Source organism: Pseudomonas sp. RC4D1 (assembly GCF_018390395.1).
In the GTDB taxonomy this organism is placed as follows: domain Bacteria; phylum Pseudomonadota; class Gammaproteobacteria; order Pseudomonadales; family Pseudomonadaceae; genus Aquipseudomonas; species Aquipseudomonas danubii.
The window spans coordinates 2,903,380-2,926,118 of the sequence record NZ_JAHBAW010000001.1; the positions used below are offsets into that span (position 1 = coordinate 2,903,380).

Below are 22,739 nucleotides of genomic sequence, written 5' to 3' on the forward strand. Positions count from 1 at the left end.
TTTTTGAGCAGAATCACGATGGCGCGCATTGTATACCTCATGCTTTGGAGCGCACACCGTAACCGCGTTCTTCAGTAAGCCGCGCGATAGATCTTCTCGATATCGGCAGGACTCAGTTTGCGCGGATTGTTGCGCATCAGGCGCTCGATACCCGCGGCCTCCAACGCCATGGCGGGGATGGCCTCCTCCGGCACGCCAAAGCTGCGCAAGCCGCTGGGGATTTCCACCGCAGCGCACAACGCAGTCATTGCCTCCACGGCCCGATCAGCGGCCTCGCTGGCACTCAAATGCGCCGTCTGGACCCCCATGGCTTCGGCGATATCCTGCATACGCTCAACGCAGGCCATCTTGTTCCAGGTCATGACATAGGGCAGCAGCAAGGCATTACCGACGCCATGGGACACATGAAAACGTCCACCCAGCGGATAGGCCAGGGCATGCACCGCCCCGACCCCGGCATTACCGAAGGCCATGCCGGCCATCAGGCTGGCGGTGGCCATGTCCTCCCTGGCTTGCAGGTTGGCCGGGTTGGCATAAGCCTTGGGCAACGCCTTGACGATCAGTTTGATCGCACCAATGGCCAGGGAGTCGGTGATGGATGAGGCATTGAGGGACAGGTAGGACTCGACAGCGTGAACCAGGGCATCGACACCACTGGCGGCCGTGACGCTGCGGGGACAGGTCAAGGTCATCTGTGGACTGACCAGGGCCACGTCCGGCAGCAGGTAATCACTGACAATGCCTTTCTTCAACAGCGCCGCCTTGTCCGAAAGAATGGCCACGTTGGTCACTTCCGAGCCAGTGCCGGCCGTGGTGGGAATGGCGATCAACGGTGGTCCCTTGCGCGGCACCTGATCAACGCCGAACAGATCCTCCAGGGCGCCATGGTAGCCCGCATAAGCCGCGACACTCTTGGCGATATCGATGGCGCTGCCGCCCCCAAGGCCGATCAGGCCGTCATGCCCGCCCTCGCGGTAGACCTGCATGCAGTCTTCGACAATGGCGATCTCCGGGTCGGGCTGCACCCGGTCGAAAATCTCATAACTGCGCTCACCCAGGTGTGCCAGCGCCAGTTCCACCGTGCCCGACTTGAGCAACGCGGCATCGGTGACAATCAGTGGGTTATCCACATCCAGTCGGGTCAGCTCGGCGGCCAGCTGTTCGATGGCGGTGCTGCCGGTGAGCAGTTTATGGGCGATCTTGAAAGAGGAAATACTCATGTGCGCAGCCTCTTATATAAAGGTAGGAGCCGGCACAAGCGTAGTCGCGGATTGTCGATTGTCGCCTATTCAGCAGACGAATTCCCTTCTCTCCCTGACCGGTGCCGCGCCTGGCAACACCCGTCAGGAAGGCGAAGGACCTCACACCTGGGCGGTGCGCAACTTCTCACTGCGCCCACGCAGCCATTCCAGAGTCAGCAGCAGGATCACCGAGAAGGCGATCAGCAGCGTGGCGGCGGCGGCGATGGTCGGGCTGAGGTTTTCGCGGATACCGCTGAACATCTGCCGTGGCAACGTCGCTTGCTCGGGGCCGGCCAGGAACAGGGTCACCACCACTTCGTCGAACGAGGTGGCGAAGGCGAACAGCGCACCACTGATGACCCCAGGCGCGATCAGGGGCAAGGTCACCCGGCGAAAGGTGGTCAATGGCGAGGCGCCGAGGCTGGCGGCAGCCCGCACCAGGTTGTGGTTGAAGCCTTGCAGGGTCGCCGACACGGTGATGATCACGAAGGGCACCCCCAGCACCGCATGCACGACGATCAGCGAGAAGAAACTGTTGCCCATGCCCAGCGGAGCAAAGAACAGATAGCTGGCAACGCCGATGATCACCACCGGCACCACCATCGGCGAAATCACCAGGGCCATCACCAGCGCCTTGCCGGGGAAGTCGCCACGGGTCAGGCCGATCGCCGCCAGGGTGCCGAAGACCATCGCCAGCAAGGTGGCGGCCGGGGCGACAATGATGCTGTTCTTCAGGGCTCGCATCCATTCGGCGGAAGCGAAGAAGTCCTGGTACCAGTGCAGCGAGAAGCCCTGCAGCGGATACACCAGAAAGCTCCCGGAGTTGAACGACAGCGGGATGATCACCAGCACCGGCAATACCAGGAACAACAGGATCAAGCCGCAGAGAATCCGCAAGCTGTAGAACCAGACCCGTTCAACGGGCGACATGTAGGGGCTCAGCATTTCGATTCTCTCCTTAGCTCAGGCGCAGGCGACTGGCGCCCACCAGCCAGCTGTAAATCAGATAGAGCACGATGGTCGCCAGCAACAACAGGCCGCCCAGGGCCGTAGCCATGCCCCAGTTGATACTGGTGTTGGTGTAGAAGGCGACGAAGTAGCTGACCATCTGGTCGTTCGGGCTGCCCAGCAGCGCCGGAGTGATGTAGTAGCCGATGGCCAGGATGAACACCAGCAGACAGCCGGCGCCGACCCCGGCGTAGGTCTGCGGCAAATACACCCGCCAGAAGCTGGCGAATGGATGGCAGCCCAGGGAAATCGCTGCACGCATGTAAGTGGGCGAGATGCCCTTCATCACGCTGTAGATCGGCAGGATCATGAACGGCAGCAGGATATGCACCATGGAGATGTAGACCCCGGTGCGGTTGAACACCAACTCCAGCGGCTTATCGATCACCCCCATGGCCAGCAGCGCACTGTTGATCAAGCCGCCGGACTGCAGCAGCACGATCCACGCCGCTACCCGCACCAGGATCGACGTCCAGAACGGCAGCAGCACCAGGATCATCAGCAGATTGCTTTTGCGTGCCGGCAGGTTGGCCAGCAGGTAAGCCAGGGGATAGGCCAGCGCCAGGCAGATCGCGGTGATCACCAGACCCATCCAGAAGGTCCGGGCAAAGATGTCCAGGTAGATGGACTGATCCGGGGTGGCCGGGGCCAGTTCTCCCAGGTCATCGATGCGATGGTCCACCGCCGCCAGCAGATAATAGGGCGTCAGGCTGCTGGTGTTGCGCCGGATCGCCTGCCAGTAGGCCGGGTCACCCCAGCGCTCGTCCAGACTCTCCATGGCTTCTTTATAGGATTCGGGCTCGGCCTTGAACGGCAAGGCACGGGCGGTCTTGGTCAACAGGCTGCGATAGCCGGCCAACTCCATGTTCAGGCGCTTGGACAGATCGCCCAAGGTTTGATTCTTGCGGGCTTCGAACAGGTCTTCGCTCAAGGCCTTGTAGGCCGCTTCGGCGGGCAGGCCACGACCATCCCAGGCACTCACGGCCGCGACAGTGCGCGGCATGCCCCCGACCACTTCCGGGTTGCCGACGCTCTTGTACAGCAGCGCCACAATCGGTACCAGGAACACCAGCAGCAGAAACAGCACCAGAGGCGCGATCAAGGCCTGTGCCTTCCAGCGGTTGACCCGCTCGGCACGGGCCAGCCGCTGCTTCAAGGTCGGGCCGGTGACCGCGTTCAAGGGAACGGTGATGGTCATGACAAACTCCGCGAATCGAACTTTCGAATACAAACCACCGGGGTAGGAGCGGGTTTGCCCGCGAACAAGGCGCATCAGGCGACACCGGTGGTGGTGCCGATCACGCCCTCGCGAGCAAGCTCGCTCCTACAACAGCGGGGTGGTTACTTGGCTGCCCAGGCGTTGAAGCGCTGCTCCAGTTGCTCACCGTTGTCAGCCCAGAAGCTGACGTCGATCTGCACCTGGTTGGCGATGTTTTCCGGGGTAGTGGGCATGTCCTTGAGAATGTCCTTGGCCAGCAGCGGCACGGCCTGGATGTTGGCTGGGCCGTAAGCAATGTTTTCCGAATAGGTTTTCTGCTGCTGCGGCTGTACCGAGTAGGCGATGAACTTCTTCGCGGCTTCAGCGCGATCCTTGTCCAGGCCTTTGGGAATGGCCCAGGCATCGAAGTCGTAGATACCGCCGTTCCACACCACTTTCAGGTTGCTTTCCTTCTGCACCGCGGCGATCCGGCCGTTGTAGGCCGAGCTCATGACCACGTCGCCGGAAGCCAGGTACTGCGGCGGCTGGGCGCCGGCTTCCCACCACTGAATGTAGGGCTTGAGCTCATCGAGTTTCTTGAAGGCGCGATCCTGGCCGTCCTTGCCAGCCAGGACTTTATAGACATCCTTGGGCGCGACGCCGTCGGCCATCAGGGCGAACTCCAGGGTGTACTTGGCGCCCTTGCGCAGACCGCGCTTGCCCGGGAACTGCTTGGTGTCCCAGAAATCGGCCCAGCTGCCTGGTGGTGCTTTGAGTTTGTCGGCGTTGTAGGCCAGCACCGTGGACCAGACGAAGAAGCCCACGCCGCAAGGCTGGATGGCACCCTTGACGTAGTCTTCGCTCTTGCCGAACAGGGCCGGGTCCAGTTGCTCGAACATATCCTCGTCGCAACCGCGGGACAATTCAGGGGACTCGACCTCTACCAGGTCCCAGGACACGCTCTTGGTGTCGACCATGGCCTTGATCTTGGCCATCTCGCCGTTGTACTCGCCAGCGACGATCTTGCCATGGCCTGCGGCTTCCCAAGGCGCGTAGAAGGCTTTGACCTGAGCCGCCTTGTTCGCCCCACCAAAGGACACCACGGTCAGGTCGGGACCCGCCGCCATGGCGTGTGCCGCACCCAGCATGCCCAGTGCCACAGCGATAGCGCTGAGGGGGGCGGTGAATTTCAGGGATCTCAACATTTATTGTGTTCTCCACGTGCAGGTTGGTGTTGCAGGGGGGCGATCAATTCGCCTCTAGAAGCGGGTCAAGCGCGCGAACGTGCTCGACTTGCCAGCCAAGCGGCACCACGTCGCCCACCGCCAGCGCAGGATCGAGCTCGGCAATCGGTTGTTTCACGAAGAAGTCGCTCTTGCCGCAGACTTCCAGGCGCACCCGGACGTGGTCGCCCAGATAGATGAATTCCGCCACCCTCCCGGAGAAGCGGTTGACGCAGCGTTCGCTGGAGCCGTTAAGACTCACGCGCTCCGGACGGATGGAAAGGGTCACCGGGCCGCCGACCTGGCCGACGTTCACCGCCAGCGCCTCGACTTTTTCGCCACGCCCCAGCTCCACCACGCAACGCTCGCCGGTATGGCTGTGGAGCCGACCGTTGAGACGGTTGTTCTCGCCAATGAAGTTGGCGACGAAGGTGTTCTTGGGCTCTTCGTAAAGGGTGCGCGGCGGGGCAATCTGCTGGATTTCGCCCTGATGGAACACCGCCACCCGATCGGACATGGTCAGGGCCTCGCCCTGGTCGTGAGTCACATAGACCACGGTCACACCCAGGCGCTGGTGCAGATGCTTGATTTCCATCTGCATGTGTTCACGCAGTTGCTTGTCCAGAGCACCGAGGGGTTCGTCCATCAGCACCAACTGCGGCTCGAACACCAGGGCACGGGCCAGGGCCACACGCTGCTGCTGGCCACCGGACAATTGCGCCGGATAACGCTGGGCGAAGGCATCGAGCTGAACCATGCTCAGCACCCGTTTGACCCGTTCACTGATGTCGGTCTTGCTGAGGCCGCGCACCGACAGCGGAAAGCCCAGGTTCTCGGCCACGGTCATGTGCGGAAACAAGGCGTAGTTCTGGAACACCATGCCGATGTCGCGCTTGTGCGGCGGCACATTGTTGATGGAGCGCCCGGCCAGCTGGATCTCACCGGCGGTTGGGGTCTCGAAACCGGCCAGCATCATCAGGCTGGTGGTCTTGCCGGACCCGGACGGCCCCAGCAGGGTGAGGAACTCGCCTTTGCGAATATCCAGGTTGAGGTCTTTGACGATCAGGTTTTCACCGTCGTAGCTTTTCTGCACACCACGAAAGCTGACCAGAACATCGTTGGCCCCAGCGCTTGAATCAACCTCGCTCATACCCACACCTTTTGTTTTAGACGGCTGTGGAACAAGCCTAGTGGAGGCCGCAGGCCGCGCAAATCGGGGCGCAGGAGAGATTCGCCTCAGCCGCCTGGAAGGTTGCGTGTAGGGATTGCCCTACAAGGATGGCGGGATTGGATAAGGGCAGAGGCCAGCGGCAAGCTACAAGCAGCAAGAAACGGCAGAAGGCCGAAAGCGGGGATGTCGCAAATGGATAAGTGCCCTCCCCGGGAGGTGGAGAGAGCACTGCAGATGACGTCAGAGCAGCTTGTGCTCCATGGCGTATTTCACCAGTTCCGCCAGGGAGGTGATATTGAGCTTCTGCATCAGCCGCGCCTTGTGGGTGCTGATGGTCTTGCTGCTCAGGGCCAGTTGCTGAGCAATGTCATTGACGTTGGCACCCTGGGCCAGGCGTTCGAAGACCGAGAACTCGCGCTCGGAAAGCAGCGAATGCAAGGGCCGGGCATCGGTCAGGCCGACCTCGAAGACCATACGGTCCGCCAGGTCCGGGTCGATGTAACGCCCACCGGACGCCACCTTGCGGATGGCCGTCAGCAACAGCGACGGATCGCTGTCCTTGGTGGCGTAGCCGGCAGCGCCGATCTTCAGCGCACGCGCCGCCATCTGCGCCTCGTCATGCATCGACAGCACCAGGATCGCCGGGGGATTGTTCAGGGCCCGAATCCGTGGAATGGCTTCCAGGCCGTTTACCCCGGGCATTGAGATATCCAGCAGCACCACTTCACAGGGCACCTGGCGCAGGGTTTCCAACAGCTGTTCACCGTTGCTCGCCTCGCCCACCACCAGCAGGTCCTTGGCCAGGCCGATCAGCTGCTTGATGCCTTCGCGGACAATGGTGTGGTCTTCGGCTACCAGTACACGGATCACGCGCGTCTCCTCGTTATTGTTCTCGGTCCAGGGGCACCCGGACACTCAGGAGGGTGCCCTCTCCCTGTTCACTGTGCAGCGACAAGCTGCCGCCCATGATCAGCACCCGCTCGCGCATGCCCACCAGGCCAAAGGACGTCGGGCGTGCCGAGGCGGTGTCGAAACCAAGGCCGTCATCGCTGATGGTCATGCACAACTCGCCCTCTTCCAAGGCCAGGGTCAGTTCCACAGTATGCGCCTGGGCATGGCGCATGACATTGGTCAGGGCCTCCTGGAGGATACGAAACAGGCCGACGGCCTTGGCGTCACTCAGGCGCGGCAGGTTATCCGGCACTTGAACCAGGCAAGGAATCTGTGTGCGTGCTTCGAACCGCCGGGCCTGCCATTCGATGGCCGACGCGATGCCCGCATCGAGGATCGGCGGCCGCAGGGCCGTGGCCACGTCGCGCACCAGTTGGAACAGTTGGGCAATCAGGCGTTTCATGCTGTTGAGTCGTTCGTGCAGGCCCGGGTCGAGTTGGGCATAGGCCAGTTCGCACATGGAGGTTTCCAGCTTGAGCACGGTGAGCATCTGCCCCAGCTCGTCATGGACTTCCCGGGCAATACGGGCCTTTTCTTCTTCGCGCACGCTTTCCAGGTGTGCCGACAATTCCCGCAATTGCTCACGGGAGCTGGCCAGCTCCAACTCGATGCGCTTGCTTTCGCTGATGTCCCAGACAATGCCGTCCCAGACAAAAGCGCCGTCATCCAGGCGGCGGGTGATGGCCTTGATCTCGGCCCAGCGCTGCTGGCCCTGGCGGGTCAGGATGCGACCTTGCCAGGACCAGTCGCTATCGGTGTCCAGGGCCTGATCCTGGGTCTGGTGATAACTGGCCTTGTCGTCCGGGTGCACCAGGCTGCGCAGGCCGGTGTCCCGGTGGGCCAGCGTCGCCGGCGAGTAGCCCACCAGGGTTTCACTGCCTTCACTGATATAGGCGAAATCGATCTGCCCGGTGACCGGCGCTCGCTCCAGGCGGAACACCAGGCCCGGGACGTTGGCGGCGATACCCTGCAGGCGCGCCTCGCTTTCCCGCAGCGCCGCCAGCGCACGACGGCGCTCGGTGACGTCATTGAGGTAGACCACCAGGTATTCACTGTCGCGAAAACGCAGGAAGCTCAAGGACACGTCCGCCGGCAAGATACTGCCGTCAGCACGCACGCACTGGGTCTCGAAACTCTGCGCGCCCTCCTCACTGGCCCGGGCACGCTTCCACAGGTTGAGCCAGCGATCCATGTGCAGGTTGGGTTCGAAATCGATCAGCGGGCGGTCGATCACTCCGCCCGCCGGATAACCGAGCATCTCTTCAGCGGCCCGGTTGGCATAACGCACATGACTGTCCCAGTTGACCCAGAGAATGCCCACAGTGCTTTGATCAATGGAGAACTGGGTCAGGCGCAGGGCTTCTTCGCTGGCGGCGCGCAGGGCGATATCCTCACGTGCCGCCAGCAACCTCTGCTCCAGACTGCGTTGCTGACGACGCTGCCAGAAGACAGTCGCCAAGCTGGCCAGCAACAGGATCATCAACAGTAGGCTGAGGTTCTGCCAGACGCCGGGGGATTCTCCCAGGCGCGGGTACTTGGGCTGCAGCCAACGACTGTGCAATTGCTCCAGCTCCTTGGCCGGGATCGCGTGCAAGCCGGCCTCTACGATACTGGCCAACTCCGGCCAGTCGCGACGGGTCGCTACCCGTAACAGCTGCGGCAGGCCGATATCCCCCACCACCGCCAACCCGGAAAACTCTGCCTCCGCTGACAGGCGACTGAGCTGGGCTTCATCCACAACCGCATAACGGGCTTGCTGGCTCAGCAGCAGTTGCAGGGCCTGGCGCTCCAGGGGAACCCCTTGCAGATTCAGGTTGGGGTAGGTCAGGCGCAGGTAATCGGCCACCGCACTGGGCATGCGCACCGCGACTCGGGCCTGGCTGTCGAGCTTCTCCAGTTCCACGGCCCCCGCGCCCTTGCGCTCACCCACCACCAGCTGTGGCACACGCATATAAGGGTCGCTGAACAGCCACAGCCTCAGGCCCGCGGGGGTCTGGGTCAGGCCGGGGGCCATGTCCACTTCGCCGTCGCGCAGGGCTCTTTCCAGCTGTGCCTGATCGGGAAAGTTGCGCCAGCTGAGTTCAATCTTCAGCGCCTGGGCCAAGGTCTGCATCAGTTCGACGTTAGCCCCGGACAGGCGCTGCAGACGCCGGTCGTATTGGGCGAACGGTGCCTGCAGTACCAGCCCCACCCGCAACTCCGGGTGTTGTTCAAGCCATTGACGCTGCTCGTGGCTCAAGGGTGCTGTGGGCACATGGGGCGTCGGTGCCGCCCCGCCTATCAAGGGAAGGCACAGACAGCCGATAAGCAGAAGGCAGCGAAAACGCATCATCTGAAGTCTCACACCCTGACAAATACTGACCAACCCATTAGGCTGCCGGAATTACTTCTGGCCTGGAATATCCGATGCCCCTTGTCCACCGCTCGGCACTGCCTGCATTGTGCCTGTCGCTGATCCTGCCTTGGACCTTTTCTGTGGAAGCCGCCGAGCCGGCCCCGGAAACCAAGAGCCCCGAGGAACAACCGGCGCAACGCCAAACCCTGCCTGAACGCAGCCAGGAAGAGGCCAGCGCCCTGGAGCGTCAGTTGCCTGCCCAGGAGCAACAGCAGTTGCAAGCCGGTGGCGACACCTTCCTGGCCCTGTGGAAACCGGCCAACACCAGCGAACCCAAGGGCGTGGTGATTATCCTCCCGGGAGCCGGCGAAAGCGCCGACTGGCCCCAAGCCGTGGCCCCTCTGCGCAATAAACTGCCGGACACTGACTGGGGCAGCCTGAGCCTGACCCTGCCGGACATGCTCAGCGAAGCGGCACAACCGCGGATCGTCGAGGCCGCGCCGCCGCCAGCGGACACCAGCAACACAGCCAAGGACGCCAGCGCCGAGGCCAAGCCCATCGAACAAGCCGCCGGTGGCGAAGCCGACGTGGCGGACCGCGCCGCCGCAGAAAGCACCGAAGAACAGGTCAAGGCCGATGCCGAGCGCATCTTCACCCGGATCGATGCAGCCCTGGCCTTCGCCGAACAGCAGAATGCCCGCAGCATCGTGCTCCTGGGCCACGGCACTGGCGCCTACTGGGCCGCACGCTACCTGAGCGAAAAACAGCCCTCCCAGGTACAGAAGCTGGTGATGGTAGCTGCCCAGACACCCGCCAATGGCAAGCCACAACTGGCAGAGTTGACACCGACCCTGAAGCTGGCAACCGCAGATTTCTACTATGTCGACAAAAGCGCTGCGCAGAAAGCGGCACTGGAACGACTGCAAGCCAGCAAGCGCCTGAAGCATTCAAACTTCAGCCAGATCGCCCTCAAAGCCCTGCCCGGCAATCATGCCGCCCAGCAAGAGCAGCTGTTCCGCCGGGTACGTGGCTGGTTGAACCCGCAGAACACCGACAGTTGAAGAGCTCGAGCCGCCACTGCCTGACTGGCAATGGCGGCCCGGCCACGCCTCAGCGGAAATCCCGGCGCTCGCGTATCAGGGCATAGGCGCTGTGCAATTCTCGGGTCGTTTCCGTCGCCTCCCGCACCTGGGCTGCACTGGCGCCGCTACCGGCGATCTTGTCCGGGTGATGACGACTAAGCAGGCGGCGATAGGCGCGCTTGATCTGCGCCGGTTCAGCAGTGGCGGCAACCCCCAACAGGCGCAACGCCTCCTGATAGGTCAGGGCTCCCTCGGTCAACGACCTGCGCGCCGGGCCATACTCCTGCGCCAGCGCCTGGATCTGTTCCGTGGTCCAGCCCAACCATTTGCCCCAGAGCTGGATCAGTTCACGCTCCGCCGGCCCCACCCGGCCATCGGCCCAAACCATCCGCCAGCAGGCACGCAACACACCCTCCGCGGCATGGGGCTGGGCACTCAGGCGCCGCAGATAACCGCGCAGACGGTCATTGCCCGACTTGCCTCGATTGAAGGCTGCAATGGCACGGCGCTGGGCTGAATCGTTCATGTCCAGCGAGCGCATCTCCTGACGCGCCTGCTGGATATGCCCATCCACCACCCGGCCATCACTTTTCGCCAAGCGCCCCAGCAACACGAACAGCAATTCATCGTTGCGCAACGCTGGGCGACCGCCCAGGCGCTCACGCACATGCGCCCAGCTGTGCAGTTGCAGGCGCCGGTCCAGAGCCTGCCCCAACAACGCACCAAGCATGGCCCCCGGAATGCTGGCAATTGCAAAACCCGCTCCGGCTCCGATCAGAGTCCCTGGCCACCACATATCAGCGCCTCGCTTGCAGCAGGGCTTCGACCTGCGCCAGACGCTCGACCGTTCCCACGTCGATCCATTGCCCCTGCATATGCTCGCCGCTGACCTGTTCCCGGGCCATGGCCTCGCGCAACAGCGGTGCCAGTTTGCAGGGGCCCGGGACACAGTGCTGGAACAAATTCGGATGCAGAACCGAAATCCCACTAAAGGTCAGGGCTGCAGCTCCGGGCCGGGCATCGTGCAACATCCCGTCCTGCAGGCAGAAATCGCCACCACTGGGATGGTGCGCCGGGTTATCCACCATCACCAGGTGAGCCAGTCCAGCCAGGGGCCGACGCAAGGAGGCGAAGTCGTAGTCGGTCCAGATATCGCCATTGACCACCAGAAACGGCTCATCCCCCAACAAGGGCAAGGCTTTGAAAATACCGCCGGCGGTTTCCAGAGGCTCGCTTTCCGCCGAGTACTGAATGTTCAGGCCCCAGCGTTGACCGTCGCCAAGGGCTTCCTCAATCTGCTGACCAAGCCAGGCATGGTTGATCACGATGTCGCAAAAGCCCGCCTTGGCCAGCGCCACCAGGTGGTATTCGATCAGGGGCATGCCGGCTACAGGCAACAGCGGCTTGGGGGTGGTCAGGGTCAGGGGGCGCATGCGCTCGCCCTTGCCGGCGGCCAGAATCATTGCCTTCATGCATCGGCTCCCGCTGGCTGGCGCAGGCTGAGCAGCAGTTGCGAAAGCTCGGCCAATTCGGGACGACGGGCCAGCACTGCTTCTATATAGGCAAAGAATCGTGGCACGTCGGCCAGGTAACGAGGCTTGCCGTCGCGGTGGCATATCCGCGAGAAGATACCGATCACCTTGAGGTGACGCTGTACGCCCATCAGGTCACTGGCCCGGAGGAACTCCTCGAAGTCTTCCTGGACCGGGATCCCCAGCGCTCGGGCCTGGTGCCAATAGCCCTCCAGCCAGCCACGCACCCGGGGCTGCGGCCAACTGAGGAAGGCATCCTTGAACAGGCAGGTCACGTCGTAGGTCACTGGGCCGTAGACCGCATCCTGAAAGTCCAGCACCCCAGGATTCGGCTCGCTGAGCATCAGGTTGCGTGGCATATAGTCGCGATGCACCAGCACCTTGGGCTGCGCCAGGGCGCTGTCGATCAGCAGGTCACTGACCCGCTGCCACTGTTCGCGCTGCTGCGCGCTGAGCGTGACACCCAGTTCACGTCCGACGTACCACTCAGGAAACAGCTCCAGTTCACGGCGCAGCAGAGCGACATCGTAGCTGGGCAGTGGCGCATCCATCGGTAGCTGTTGAAACGCCAGCAGGGCCTGCAGTGCATCGTCGAAAAGTGCATCGGCATTGCTTTCGTCGATCACGTCGAGGTAGGTCTTGTTGCCCAGGTCGTTGAGCAATAGAAAGCCCCGAACCAAGTCTTGGGCATAAATTTTCGGCACATTGATGCCGGAAGTCGCCAGCAACTGGGCGATATCCACGAAGGGTTTGCAGTTTTCCTGGGGTGGCGGAGCATCCATGACCACAAAGCTGCGGCCTGCACCCTGCCAACGGAAATAACGGCGGAAACTCGCGTCACTGCTGGCCGCGGTCAATGTCGCCGGGGGTACTTCACCCCAGCCTTGTGCTGCATAAACAATCGCCAACTGCTCATCGAGCCAAACTTTCAGGTGTTGCAAGCGTACATCTTGGTCAGGCATTACAAGGGTCTCCGACGGCGCTAGCCGTCAAGCGGGTCATGCTTTATTATCCAGCATCTTTTTCAGACCATCGAGAGGCGTGCGGCCCACACCGCGGGCAGATGGCACGCAGGAAGCCCGGACTAATAAGATGGCATTGAAATCCCCCGCGTTTCGTAAAAAATTTCCGTTGCTGGTTACCGGCGGTTTGCTGGCCCTGCAACCTCTAGCCACTTCCTTCGTGGTCGCCGCGGAACAGTATGACTGCTCAGTCTCTGCTTCGGGTGGCTGGGCCTGTGCGCCGAAAGCCAGCGCAGCCCCACTGCCTCCACGGCCGATTCACGATGCCAGCTCGGTCAGTTCCAACGGCGCCACCGCAACCGACAGTGGTACCGCAGAACAAGCGACCGGCGACAAGCCAGTGCTGGTCACCGAGGCCAAAGGCCGGGGTCTGAAGTCCCGCAGCGCGGACTACAGCCACCTCGACTGGGTACCGCGCGAGAAGCTCACCGCCGCTCAATTGGCCGAAACCGGTCCTTACTGCTCTGGTTCCTATATCGAACCAATTCGTCCTGGCATGAATGACAAGACGAATAAAAGTGACGCCCCCACCTTTATCGGTGCCAAGGCCTCGCGTTATCAGCAGGAAGAACAGGTGGCGACCCTGGCCGGTGACGTGGTCATGCGCCAGGGCAGCATGCAGGTCGAAGCCGACGAGGCCAACCTGTATCAGGCCGAGAACCGTGGCGAGCTCAGCGGCAACGTACGCATCCGCGATAACGGCACGCTGATGGTCGGCGACCACGCCGACGTGCAACTCGACACTGGCGAAGCCAAGGTCGATAACGCCGAATACGTGATGCACAAGTCGCGGGTTCGCGGCAGTGCGCTGTATGCCAAGCGTGCGGAAAACGCCATCATCCGCCTCAAGGATGGTACGTACACCACGTGTGAACCGAACAGCAACGCCTGGCAGCTCAAGGGCAACAACATCACCTTGAACCCGGCCACCGGCTTCGGTACCGCGACCAACGTGACCTTGCGGGTCAAAGACATTCCGGTGCTCTACACCCCGTATATCTATTTCCCGATCGACGACCGTCGTCAGTCCGGCTTCCTGCCGCCGAGCATCGGCACAGGCGGCGATACCGGCTTCATGCTGGTCACGCCCTACTACTTCAACCTGGCACCGAACTACGATGCCACGTTGTACCCGCGCTACATGTCCAAGCGCGGCCTGTTGATGGAAGGCGAGTTCCGCTACCTGACCAAGAGCAGCGAAGGTCAGTTCGGCGCCGCGTACCTCAACGACGACGACACCGATCGCAAGAAGCAGACCGACTACGAAAAAACCCGCTACATGCTCAACTGGCAGCACAAGGGCGGGTTTGATTCGCGGGTGATGACCGAGGTCGACTACACCAAGATCAGCGATCCGTATTACTTCCAGGACCTGGAAACCGATCAGATTGGCGTGAAGTCCACCGACTACGTCAACCAGCAAGGCGCCGTGACCTACCGTGGTGACGACTACACCGCACGTCTTAACGTGCAGGCGTATGAGCTGGCAAGCGTGTCCAATATCACTCCGTACAACAAGCTGCCGCAGATCACCTTCAACGGTGCCCTGCCGTACCATCCGCAAGGTCTGGATTTCACCTATGAAACCGAGCTGGTTCGGTTTGAGCGGGATCTACTGAAGGGCAACTACACAGATAAAGATGGCGGACCGATTGACCCTATCACCGGGCTGGTAGGCAATCCGCGTCTGGACACCAACGTAGCGGGCCTGGCCCGCGCCAATGGTGATCGCCTGAACCTCAAACCTGGTGTCAGCCTGCCGCTGAACTGGAGTTATGGCTATCTGACTCCATCCCTGAAGTATATGTACACCCAGTACAATCTTGATCTGGATGGCCGAGGCAAAGACGACTTGGTCACCAACAGGAATAGAGCTGCTGCCTTGGGTGAGTCGTACAAGAGCTCACAAAACCGCGGTGTCCCAATCGCCAGCGTCGACGGCGGCCTGTACTTCGACCGTGACACTCAATGGTTCGGCAAGAACTACCGCCAGACCCTGGAGCCGCGTGCGTTCTACCTCTATGTACCTGAGGAGGACCAGAAGGACATCCCGGTATTCGATACCGGCGAACCTACCTTTAACTACGCCTCGCTGTTCCGTGACAACCGCTTCTCCGGCTCCGACCGTGTCGGCGACGAGAACAAGCTGTCTCTGGGCGTGACCAGCCGCTGGATCGAAGACAACGGCTTCCAGCGTCAGCGCGTCAGCGTTGGCCAGGCCCTGTACTTCAAGGATCGCACCGTCCAGTTGCCGGGTATCGACTACCGCACTCGCGACGATGCAACGTCCAACGTCTCGCCTTACGCCCTTGAATACGAATACCGTTTCAACCGCGACTGGCGCGCCAACGCAGAGTACAACTGGGACCCGGACAGCCACACCGCACGCTCCGGCAGTGCGATGTTCCACTACCAGCCTGAAGACAACCCGAACAAGGTGGTCAACGCCGGCTATCGCTATCGCAACGACCAGATCCGCTACGACCAGAACAGCGGTACCTGGAAAATGGGCGGCGACTACGGCACTCCAGGCACGCCTGGCTACGTGAAGGACTACTACAAGATCCAGCAGCATGACTTCTCGGTGATCTGGCCGATCGTGCCGCAATGGAACGCCATCAGCCGCTGGCAGTACGACTACAACCGTAACCGCACGCTCGAGGCCTTCGGTGGCTTCGAATACGACAACTGCTGCTGGAAACTGCGCCTGATCAGCCGTTACTGGGTCAAGTATGACGAGTTCAGTCAGAACGCTCCGGAGAACGAGAAAGGCGACCGCGGCATCTTCCTCCAAATTGTTCTGAAGGGTCTCGGTGGCGTCATGGGCACCAAAGTAGAGAGCTTCCTCGACAAAGGCATCCAAGGTTATCGTGAACGTGAAGACCAAGCTTTCTGATTGTCTGCGCCCGCTGATGTTGGGCGCGCTGTTCCTGAGCACTGCGGCCAGCGCCGCAGTGCAGTCCATCGACAAGGTTGTGGCCATCGTCGACAACGACGTGGTCATGCAGAGCCAGTTGGACCAGCGGGTTAACGAAGTTCAGCAAACCATCGCCAAGCGTGGCGGTGGTGTGCCGCCTACCAGCGTCCTGGAACAGCAGGTTCTGGAGCGTCTGATCGTTGAAAACCTGCAACTGCAGATTGGCGAACGTTCCGGCATCCGCATCACCGATGAAGAACTGAACCAGGCCATCGGCACCATTGCCCAGCGCAACAGCATGAGCATCGAGCAGTTCCGTGCCGCTCTGGCCCGCGACGGCCTGTCTTATGAAGACGCTCGTGACCAGGTGCGCCGTGAAATGATCATCAGCCGCGTGCGTCAGCGCCGGGTGGCCGAGCGTATTCAGGTGTCGGAACAGGAAGTGAAGAACTTCCTGGCCTCGGACCTGGGCAAGATGCAGCTCTCCGAAGAACTGCACCTGGCCAATATCCTGATCCCGACCCCGGAAAGCGCCAACTCCGAAGCGATTCAGAGTGCCGCCCGCCAGGCCATGGACGTGTACCAGCAACTCAAGCAAGGTGCGGACTTCGCGCAATTGGCGATTGCCCGCTCCGGCAGCGACAACGCCCTGGAAGGCGGCGACATGGGCTGGCGTAAAGCTGCTCAATTGCCTCCTCCGTTCGACCGTGAACTGAGTGCAATGGCCGTGGGCGATATCACCCAACCAGCGCGCACCCCAGGCGGCTTTATCATTCTCAAGCTGCTGGACAAGCGCGGTGGCGGCAATCAGGTGCGCGATGAAGTGCATGTGCGCCACATCCTGATCAAGCCAAGCGAGATTCGCAGCGAAGAAGAGACCAAGCGCCTGGCGCAAAAACTCTACGACCGCATCGAAGCCGGCGAAGACTTTGCCGAACTGGCGAAAAGCTACTCGGAAGACCCGGGTTCGGCGCTCAACGGCGGCGACCTCAACTGGATCGACCCGAACGCCCTGGTGCCTGAGTTCCGCGAAGTGATGGCCAAGACCCCACAAGGTCAACTGTCCAAGCCGTTCAAGAGCCCTTATGGCTGGCATGTACTGGAAGTCCTTGGCCGTCGCGCCACCGACAGCACCAGCCAGGCCCGCGAGCAACAAGCCATGACCGTCCTGCGTAACCGCAAGTACGACGAAGAGCTGCAGACCTGGTTGCGGCAGATCCGTGATGAGGCCTACGTCGAGATCAAACTGCCTGGCGCTGAACAGGCGGCCCAGTGAAACCCAGACGTTTCGCTCTGACACCCGGCGAACCGGCGGGTATAGGTCCTGACCTGTGCCTGCTGCTCGCCTCGCAACCCCAGCCATACCCCCTGATTGCCATCACCAGCCGCGACCTGCTCCTTGAGCGGGCCGCGCAGTTGGGTGTGGCAGTCAATCTGCTGCCAGTGACTCTGGAACAACTGCCGACTGAACCCGCCCCCGCAGACAGCCTGTATGTCTGGGACACGCCCCTGGCCAAGCCGGTGGTCAGCGGCCAGTTGGACCAGGCCAATGCAGCCTTCGTCCTGGAAACCCTGACCCGCGCCGGCCAGGGCTGCCTGGATGGGCACTTCGCCGGCATGATCACTGCTCCTGTGCACAAGGGCGTGATCAACGATTCCGGGATCGTCTTTTCCGGGCATACCGAATTTCTTGCGGACCTGACCCACACCGAACAGGTGGTGATGATGCTGGCCACCCGCGGCCTGCGCGTGGCACTGGTGACCACCCACCTGCCCTTGCGGGAGATTGCCGATGCCATCACCGCAGAACGCCTGGAGCGAGTCACTCGAATCCTGCATGCCGACCTGCAACACAAGTTCGGTATTGCCCAACCACGGATCCTGGTTTGCGGACTCAACCCTCATGCCGGTGAAGGCGGGCATCTGGGCCGCGAAGAAATCGACATCATCGAACCTACCCTAGAGCGTCTGCGCACCGAAGGCATGGACCTGCGCGGCCCACTGCCTGCCGACACTCTGTTTACCCCCAAATATCTGGAGCACTGCGACGCAGTGCTGGCGATGTACCACGACCAAGGCTTGCCCGTGCTGAAATACAAAGGCTTCGGCGCGGCCGTCAATGTGACGCTCGGCCTGCCGATCATCCGCACCTCCGTCGACCACGGCACCGCCCTGGATCTGGCAGGCAGCGGCAAGATCGACACCGGCAGCCTGCAGGTCGCCCTGGAAACCGCCTACCAGATGGCCGAGAACCGTTTATGAGCGAGCAATACCAACACCGGGCGCGCAAGCGCTTCGGCCAGAACTTCCTGCATGACGCCGGCGTTATCGACCGTATCCTGCGGGCCATCCACGCCAAACCCGAAGACCGCATGCTGGAAATCGGCCCGGGCCAAGGCGCCCTGACCGAAGGCCTGCTGAGCAGCGGAGCCCAGTTGGACGTGGTGGAGCTGGACAAGGATCTGATCCCGATCCTCAACCAGCAGTTCGCCGGCAAGAGCAACTTCAACCTGCACCAGGGCGATGCCCTGAAGTTCGACTTCAATACGCTGGGCGCCGCACCAAGCAGCCTGCGGGTGGTCGGCAACCTGCCCTACAACATCTCCACCCCGCTGATCTTCCACCTGCTGCAGAACGCCGGGCTGATCCGCGACATGCACTTCATGCTGCAAAAGGAAGTGGTCGAGCGCCTGGCCGCTGGCCCTGGTGGAGGTGACTGGGGTCGCCTGTCGATCATGGTTCAGTATCACTGCCGAGTGGAACATCTGTTCAACGTAGGCCCCGGCGCCTTCAATCCTCCACCGAAGGTTGATTCGGCCATCGTGCGCCTGGTACCTCACGCGGTGCTGCCACATCCAGCCAAGGATCATCGCCTGCTGGAGCGCATCGTCCGCGAAGCCTTCAACCAGCGTCGCAAGACACTGCGCAATACCCTCAAGGCCCTCCTCAGCAGCGCCGAGATCGAAGCCGCCGGTGTCGATGGCAGCCTGCGCCCCGAGCAGCTGGATCTGGCCGCCTTTGTACGCCTAGCCGATCAATTGGCCGACCAGCCCAAGCCTGCCAACGACTGAGAAACGCCCTTGCCCGAGATCGAGTAGGACGCCGGACAGGATGTCTGGTTTACTACCCGATACTTGACCTAGACTGACCTCCATCAGCTTTGTCCCGCGCCCCGCTTTGCTTTAAAGGCCTTTTGCATGTCCGATCCTCGTTATCAGGTCGACGTCAGCGTCGTCACCCGCTTTCTGGCAGACCAATCGCAACCCGAGCAGAACCGTTTCGCTTTCGCCTACACCATTACCGTTCAGAACAACGGATCACTCCCAGCCAAGCTGCTGTCCCGGCACTGGGTAATCACCGACGGTGATGGCCATGTAGAAGAGGTTCGTGGCGCTGGCGTGGTTGGCCAGCAGCCATTGATTGCCGCTGGCAAGAGCCACACCTATAGCAGCGGCACGGTGATGACCACCCGGGTCGGTAACATGCAGGGCAGTTACCAGATGCTGGCCGAGGACGGCAAACAGTTCGACGCCATCATTGCCCCCTTCCGCCTGGCGGTCCCCGGGGCCCTGCACTGATGGCAACCTACGCTGTCGGCGATCTGCAAGGCTGCCTGGAACCGCTGCAGTGCCTGCTTGAACAAGTCGCGTTCGACCCTGCCCGGGACCGCCTGTGGCTGGTGGGAGACTTGGTCAATCGCGGCCCACAGTCACTGGAAACCCTGCGCTACCTTTATTCCATCCGCGATTCGCTGGTTTGCGTGCTGGGCAATCACGACCTGCACCTGCTGGCAGCCTGGCGCAATATCGAACGGCTGAAAAAGTCCGACACGCTGCGGGAAATTCTTGAAGCCCCAGATTGCGAAGAACTGTTGCAGTGGTTGCGCCAGCAAAAACTGATGCATTACGACGAAGCCCGCAACGTGGCTCTGGTCCATGCCGGCATCGCCCCCCAGTGGTCCCTGAAGAAGGCCCTCAAGTGCGCCGCCGAAGTCGAGGAAGCGCTACGCGACGACAACCTCTTCGAGCCCTTCCTGGACGGCATGTACGGCAACGATCCAGCCAAGTGGGACAGCGACCTCAAGGGCGTGACCCGCCTGCGCGTCATCACCAACTACTTCACCCGCATGCGTTTCTGCACCAGCGAGGGCAAGCTCGACCTCAAGAGCAAGGAAGGACTGGATACCGCACTACCGGGCTACGCGCCCTGGTTCAGTCACAAGGAGCGCAAGACCCGGGACCTGAAGATCATCTTCGGCCACTGGGCGGCCCTGGAAGGCCATTGCAACGAACCCGGCATCTTCGCCCTGGACAGCGGCTGTGTCTGGGGCGGGGCCATGACCTTGCTGAATGTCGATACCGGCGTGCGCCTGACCTGCGATTGCGACGCCCTGGGGCACACTGCGCCCCTTTCCCCAGAACCCTTGCCCATCCCGGCAAAGCGCTAGTCGGCGCTGACTATCTAGCTCCAGGAGCCCGCCATGAGCGAATTCAAACGCATCCCTCCAGAACAGGCCCAGGCACTGCGCGAACAAGGTGCAGTGGTCGTGGATATCCGCGATCCGCAAACCTATGCACTGAGCCATATCAGCGGCGCGCAACACTTGGATAATCACTCCATTTCCGACTTCATTCGCGGTGCCGACCTCGATGCCCCATTGGTGGTGGTCTGCTATCACGGCAACTCCAGCCAGAGCGCTGCAGCGTATCTGGTGAGCCAGGGCTTTTCCGACGTTTACAGCCTCGATGGCGGCTTCGAACTTTGGCGCAGTACCTATCCGACGGAAATCGCTCAGGGCACCGCCGAATAATTTTTTTCAGTAGCTCTAGCCCGCGTACTACGCGGGCTTGCGCGCCACCGGACGAACGGTAGTGCGCAACTAATTCCCCATCTCGCCTTGACCTCCCGGATTCCGAACTATCCTTAGCCTCAGGCCATCCAAATCAGGGGAGAGCCGGTACACCGGCGAGCGGGTCATCGGTACTAGCTTTCAAGGTCGATAGCTTTGAAAGTGTTCTGGGGGGTAAACAGCAACTGGGCTTTCAGTTGCATGCCAGCACTTGACTGACTGATCCGACGCCGGCTCCACGTATCGAGCGAGGTGACGTCATGAGTATTTTTAGCCACTTCCAACAACGCTTCGAATCCACACGCCAGGAAGAGTTTTCGCTGCAGGAATACCTGGAACTGTGCAAAAAGGACCGAAGCGCCTATGCATCCGCTGCCGAGCGCTTGCTATTGGCCATCGGCGAGCCCGAGCTGCTGGATACCTCGACCAACTCGAGGCTGTCGCGAATCTTCTCCAACAAGGTAATCCGGCGCTATCCGGCCTTTGAAGACTTCCATGGCATGGAAGAATGCATCGACCAGATCGTCTCCTATTTCCGCCACGCCGCTCAGGGCCTGGAAGAGAAGAAACAGATCCTCTATCTCCTGGGTCCGGTGGGCGGTGGTAAATCGTCCCTGGCCGAGAAGCTCAAGCAGCTGATCGAAAAAGTGCCCTTCTACGCCATCAAGGGCTCCCCGGTCTTCGAATCGCCGCTGGGCCTGTTCAATGCCACGGAAGATGGCGCCATTCTCGAAGAAGACTTCGGCATCCCGCGGCGCTACCTCAACACCATCATGTCGCCATGGGCCACCAAGCGCCTGGCGGAGTTCGGCGGTGACATCAGCCAGTTCCGGGTGGTGAAACTGTACCCGTCGATTCTCAACCAGATCGCCGTGGCCAAGACCGAGCCCGGGGACGAGAACAACCAGGACATCTCAGCCCTGGTGGGCAAGGTGGATATCCGCAAACTGGAAGAATTCCCACAGAACGACGCCGACGCCTACAGCTACTCCGGGGCACTGTGCCGGGCCAACCAGGGCCTGATGGAGTTCGTCGAAATGTTCAAGGCACCGATCAAGGTGCTGCACCCATTGCTCACCGCCACCCAGGAAGGCAACTACAACAGCACCGAAGGGCTGGGGGCGATCCCCTTCACCGGCATCCTGCTGGCCCACTCCAACGAATCGGAGTGGCACACCTTCCGCAACAACAAGAACAACGAAGCCTTCATTGACCGTATCTACATCGTCAAGGTGCCTTACTGCTTGCGTGTCAGCGATGAGGTGAAGATCTACGACAAGCTGCTGTTCAACAGCTCGCTGGCCAAGGCCCATTGCGCCCCCGACACCCTGAAGATGCTGGCACAGTTCACTGTGCTGTCGCGCCTCAAGGAGCCGGAAAACTCCAATATCTACTCGAAGATGCGCGTCTATGACGGCGAGAACCTGAAAGACACCGATCCCAAGGCCAAGTCGATCCAGGAGTACCGCGACAGTGCCGGCGTCGATGAGGGCATGAACGGCCTATCGACCCGCTTTGCCTTCAAGATCCTGTCAAAAGTCTTCAACTTCGATCCCCATGAAGTGGCGGCCAACCCGGTGCACCTGCTGTATGTGCTGGAGCAGCAGATCGAGCAGGAGCAGTTCCAGGCAGAAACCCGCGAGCGCTACCTGCGCTTCCTCAAGGAATACCTGGCACCACGCTACATCGAGTTCATCGGTAAGGAGATCCAGACCGCCTACCTCGAGTCCTACAGCGAGTACGGCCAGAATATCTTCGACCGTTACGTGCTCTACGCGGACTTCTGGATTCAGGATCAGGAATACCGCGACCCGGAAACCGGTGAAATCCTCAATCGCGTTGCCCTCAACGAAGAGCTGGAGAAGATCGAAAAGCCTGCGGGCATCAGCAACCCGAAAGACTTCCGCAACGAAATCGTCAACTTCGTCCTGCGGGCACGAGCCAACAACAATGGCAAGAACCCCACCTGGCTCAGCTACGAGAAGCTGCGGGTGGTCATCGAGAAGAAAATGTTCTCCAACACCGAGGATCTGCTGCCGGTCATCAGCTTCAACGCCAAGGCCAGCAAGGAGGATCAGCAGAAACACAACGACTTCGTCACACGAATGGTCGAGCGCGGCTACACCGACAAACAGGTACGGCTGCTGTCCGAATGGTATCTGCGGGTCAGAAAATCGCAGTAAAGCAGCTGCAAGCTTCTAGCCACAAGC

At 61.3% G+C, this 22,739-nt stretch carries 19 protein-coding genes; 9 read left to right on the top strand and 10 right to left on the bottom strand.

Features of this window, described 5'->3' with window-relative positions:
- Positions 1 to 71: 71 nt before the first annotated feature.
- From KHO49_RS13455 to KHO49_RS13485, 7 genes are all read right to left on the bottom strand, one after another.
- Positions 72 to 1,220, bottom strand: coding sequence for an iron-containing alcohol dehydrogenase (locus KHO49_RS13455; RefSeq protein ID WP_102861908.1), 1,149 nt, complete (start codon positions 1,218 to 1,220; stop codon positions 72 to 74).
- A gap of 141 nt (positions 1,221 to 1,361) precedes the next feature.
- Positions 1,362 to 2,186, bottom strand: coding sequence for an ABC transporter permease (locus KHO49_RS13460; protein WP_102861909.1), 825 nt, complete (start codon positions 2,184 to 2,186; stop codon positions 1,362 to 1,364).
- Positions 2,187 to 2,199: 13 nt separating this feature from the next.
- On the bottom strand, positions 2,200 to 3,447 hold the full coding sequence (locus KHO49_RS13465; RefSeq protein ID WP_102861910.1) for an ABC transporter permease: 1,248 nt from the start codon (positions 3,445 to 3,447) through the stop codon (positions 2,200 to 2,202).
- A 143-nt stretch (positions 3,448 to 3,590) separates the two neighbouring features.
- Positions 3,591 to 4,652, bottom strand: coding sequence for an ABC transporter substrate-binding protein (locus tag KHO49_RS13470; protein WP_102881034.1), 1,062 nt, complete (start codon positions 4,650 to 4,652; stop codon positions 3,591 to 3,593).
- A gap of 43 nt (positions 4,653 to 4,695) precedes the next feature.
- Positions 4,696 to 5,820 (bottom strand): ABC transporter ATP-binding protein, encoded by a 1,125-nt coding sequence (locus KHO49_RS13475; protein ID WP_102861912.1) that lies wholly within the window; start codon positions 5,818 to 5,820, stop codon positions 4,696 to 4,698.
- A gap of 261 nt (positions 5,821 to 6,081) precedes the next feature.
- Positions 6,082 to 6,711 carry a response regulator gene (locus tag KHO49_RS13480; protein WP_102861913.1) on the bottom strand — a complete coding sequence of 210 codons (630 nt, stop codon included), beginning with the start codon at positions 6,709 to 6,711 and terminating at the stop codon, positions 6,082 to 6,084.
- A gap of 13 nt (positions 6,712 to 6,724) precedes the next feature.
- Positions 6,725 to 9,124 (bottom strand): PAS domain-containing sensor histidine kinase, encoded by a 2,400-nt coding sequence (locus KHO49_RS13485; RefSeq protein ID WP_102861914.1) that lies wholly within the window; start codon positions 9,122 to 9,124, stop codon positions 6,725 to 6,727.
- A gap of 74 nt (positions 9,125 to 9,198) precedes the next feature.
- Here KHO49_RS13485 and KHO49_RS13490 point away from each other — a divergent pair, with 74 nt between their 5' ends.
- Positions 9,199 to 10,188 (top strand): alpha/beta hydrolase family protein, encoded by a 990-nt coding sequence (locus KHO49_RS13490; RefSeq protein WP_213665120.1) that lies wholly within the window; start codon positions 9,199 to 9,201, stop codon positions 10,186 to 10,188.
- Between the two features lie 49 nt (positions 10,189 to 10,237).
- On the opposite strand, the gene KHO49_RS13495 is transcribed toward KHO49_RS13490, so the two are convergent.
- From KHO49_RS13495 to KHO49_RS13505, 3 genes are read right to left on the bottom strand one after another with little or no spacing between them, the layout of a single operon-like run.
- Positions 10,238 to 11,005, bottom strand: coding sequence for a TerB family tellurite resistance protein (locus tag KHO49_RS13495; RefSeq protein WP_213665121.1), 768 nt, complete (start codon positions 11,003 to 11,005; stop codon positions 10,238 to 10,240).
- Between the two features lies 1 nt (position 11,006).
- Complete coding sequence (gene murU / locus KHO49_RS13500; RefSeq protein ID WP_213665122.1) at positions 11,007 to 11,681, bottom strand: N-acetylmuramate alpha-1-phosphate uridylyltransferase MurU; 675 nt, start codon at positions 11,679 to 11,681, stop codon at positions 11,007 to 11,009.
- Positions 11,678 to 12,703 carry an aminoglycoside phosphotransferase family protein gene (locus KHO49_RS13505; RefSeq protein WP_102881039.1) on the bottom strand — a complete coding sequence of 342 codons (1,026 nt, stop codon included), beginning with the start codon at positions 12,701 to 12,703 and terminating at the stop codon, positions 11,678 to 11,680. The genes murU and KHO49_RS13505 overlap by 4 nt, the downstream gene beginning before the upstream one ends.
- Positions 12,704 to 12,833: 130 nt before the next feature.
- On the opposite strand from KHO49_RS13505, the gene KHO49_RS13510 reads away from it, so the two are divergent.
- The 8 genes from KHO49_RS13510 (at position 12,834) to KHO49_RS13545 (ending at position 22,712) form a co-directional block, all read left to right on the top strand.
- The gene (locus KHO49_RS13510) at positions 12,834 to 15,659 is read left to right on the top strand and encodes an LPS-assembly protein LptD (protein ID WP_110594488.1); all 2,826 of its coding nucleotides are present in this window, start codon (positions 12,834 to 12,836) and stop codon (positions 15,657 to 15,659) included.
- Complete coding sequence (surA, locus tag KHO49_RS13515) at positions 15,640 to 16,956, top strand: peptidylprolyl isomerase SurA (RefSeq protein ID WP_146036396.1); 1,317 nt, start codon at positions 15,640 to 15,642, stop codon at positions 16,954 to 16,956. Before KHO49_RS13510 ends, surA begins: the two co-directional genes overlap by 20 nt.
- Positions 16,953 to 17,942: a 4-hydroxythreonine-4-phosphate dehydrogenase PdxA gene (gene pdxA / locus KHO49_RS13520; RefSeq protein WP_123389776.1), complete on the top strand. Its 990-nt coding sequence runs from the start codon at positions 16,953 to 16,955 to the stop codon at positions 17,940 to 17,942. Before surA ends, pdxA begins: the two co-directional genes overlap by 4 nt.
- Positions 17,939 to 18,751 carry a 16S rRNA (adenine(1518)-N(6)/adenine(1519)-N(6))-dimethyltransferase RsmA gene (gene rsmA, locus KHO49_RS13525; RefSeq protein WP_102881042.1) on the top strand — a complete coding sequence of 271 codons (813 nt, stop codon included), beginning with the start codon at positions 17,939 to 17,941 and terminating at the stop codon, positions 18,749 to 18,751. Before pdxA ends, rsmA begins: the two co-directional genes overlap by 4 nt.
- A gap of 126 nt (positions 18,752 to 18,877) precedes the next feature.
- On the top strand, positions 18,878 to 19,258 hold the full coding sequence (apaG, locus tag KHO49_RS13530) for a Co2+/Mg2+ efflux facilitator ApaG/CorD (protein ID WP_025131262.1): 381 nt from the start codon (positions 18,878 to 18,880) through the stop codon (positions 19,256 to 19,258).
- Complete coding sequence (locus KHO49_RS13535) at positions 19,258 to 20,127, top strand: symmetrical bis(5'-nucleosyl)-tetraphosphatase (RefSeq protein WP_213665123.1); 870 nt, start codon at positions 19,258 to 19,260, stop codon at positions 20,125 to 20,127. The genes apaG and KHO49_RS13535 overlap by 1 nt, the downstream gene beginning before the upstream one ends.
- A gap of 33 nt (positions 20,128 to 20,160) precedes the next feature.
- Positions 20,161 to 20,490 carry a thiosulfate sulfurtransferase GlpE gene (gene glpE / locus KHO49_RS13540; protein WP_102861924.1) on the top strand — a complete coding sequence of 110 codons (330 nt, stop codon included), beginning with the start codon at positions 20,161 to 20,163 and terminating at the stop codon, positions 20,488 to 20,490.
- A 299-nt stretch (positions 20,491 to 20,789) separates the two neighbouring features.
- Positions 20,790 to 22,712, top strand: a complete 1,923-nt coding sequence (locus KHO49_RS13545; protein WP_016967942.1) for a PrkA family serine protein kinase — start codon at positions 20,790 to 20,792, stop codon at positions 22,710 to 22,712.
- Positions 22,713 to 22,739: the final 27 nt, after the last annotated feature.

What these genes read in the sequence shown, in the direction of transcription:
- KHO49_RS13455 (WP_102861908.1), bottom strand. Translation starts at nt 1,220, where the DNA reads ATGAGTATTTCCTCTTTCAAGATCGCCCATAAACTGCTCACCGGCAGC.
- KHO49_RS13460 (WP_102861909.1), bottom strand. Translation starts at nt 2,186, where the DNA reads ATGCTGAGCCCCTACATGTCGCCCGTTGAACGGGTCTGGTTCTACAGC.
- KHO49_RS13465 (WP_102861910.1), bottom strand. Translation starts at nt 3,447, where the DNA reads ATGACCATCACCGTTCCCTTGAACGCGGTCACCGGCCCGACCTTGAAG.
- KHO49_RS13470 (WP_102881034.1), bottom strand. Translation starts at nt 4,652, where the DNA reads ATGTTGAGATCCCTGAAATTCACCGCCCCCCTCAGCGCTATCGCTGTG.
- KHO49_RS13475 (WP_102861912.1), bottom strand. Translation starts at nt 5,820, where the DNA reads ATGAGCGAGGTTGATTCAAGCGCTGGGGCCAACGATGTTCTGGTCAGC.
- KHO49_RS13485 (WP_102861914.1), bottom strand. Translation starts at nt 9,124, where the DNA reads ATGATGCGTTTTCGCTGCCTTCTGCTTATCGGCTGTCTGTGCCTTCCC.
- KHO49_RS13490 (WP_213665120.1), top strand. Translation starts at nt 9,199, where the DNA reads ATGCCCCTTGTCCACCGCTCGGCACTGCCTGCATTGTGCCTGTCGCTG.
- KHO49_RS13495 (WP_213665121.1), bottom strand. Translation starts at nt 11,005, where the DNA reads ATGTGGTGGCCAGGGACTCTGATCGGAGCCGGAGCGGGTTTTGCAATT.
- murU (WP_213665122.1), bottom strand. Translation starts at nt 11,681, where the DNA reads ATGAAGGCAATGATTCTGGCCGCCGGCAAGGGCGAGCGCATGCGCCCC.
- KHO49_RS13505 (WP_102881039.1), bottom strand. Translation starts at nt 12,703, where the DNA reads ATGCCTGACCAAGATGTACGCTTGCAACACCTGAAAGTTTGGCTCGAT.
- KHO49_RS13510 (WP_110594488.1), top strand. Translation starts at nt 12,834, where the DNA reads ATGGCATTGAAATCCCCCGCGTTTCGTAAAAAATTTCCGTTGCTGGTT.
- rsmA (WP_102881042.1), top strand. Translation starts at nt 17,939, where the DNA reads ATGAGCGAGCAATACCAACACCGGGCGCGCAAGCGCTTCGGCCAGAAC.
- apaG (WP_025131262.1), top strand. Translation starts at nt 18,878, where the DNA reads ATGTCCGATCCTCGTTATCAGGTCGACGTCAGCGTCGTCACCCGCTTT.
- KHO49_RS13535 (WP_213665123.1), top strand. Translation starts at nt 19,258, where the DNA reads ATGGCAACCTACGCTGTCGGCGATCTGCAAGGCTGCCTGGAACCGCTG.
- glpE (WP_102861924.1), top strand. Translation starts at nt 20,161, where the DNA reads ATGAGCGAATTCAAACGCATCCCTCCAGAACAGGCCCAGGCACTGCGC.
- KHO49_RS13545 (WP_016967942.1), top strand. Translation starts at nt 20,790, where the DNA reads ATGAGTATTTTTAGCCACTTCCAACAACGCTTCGAATCCACACGCCAG.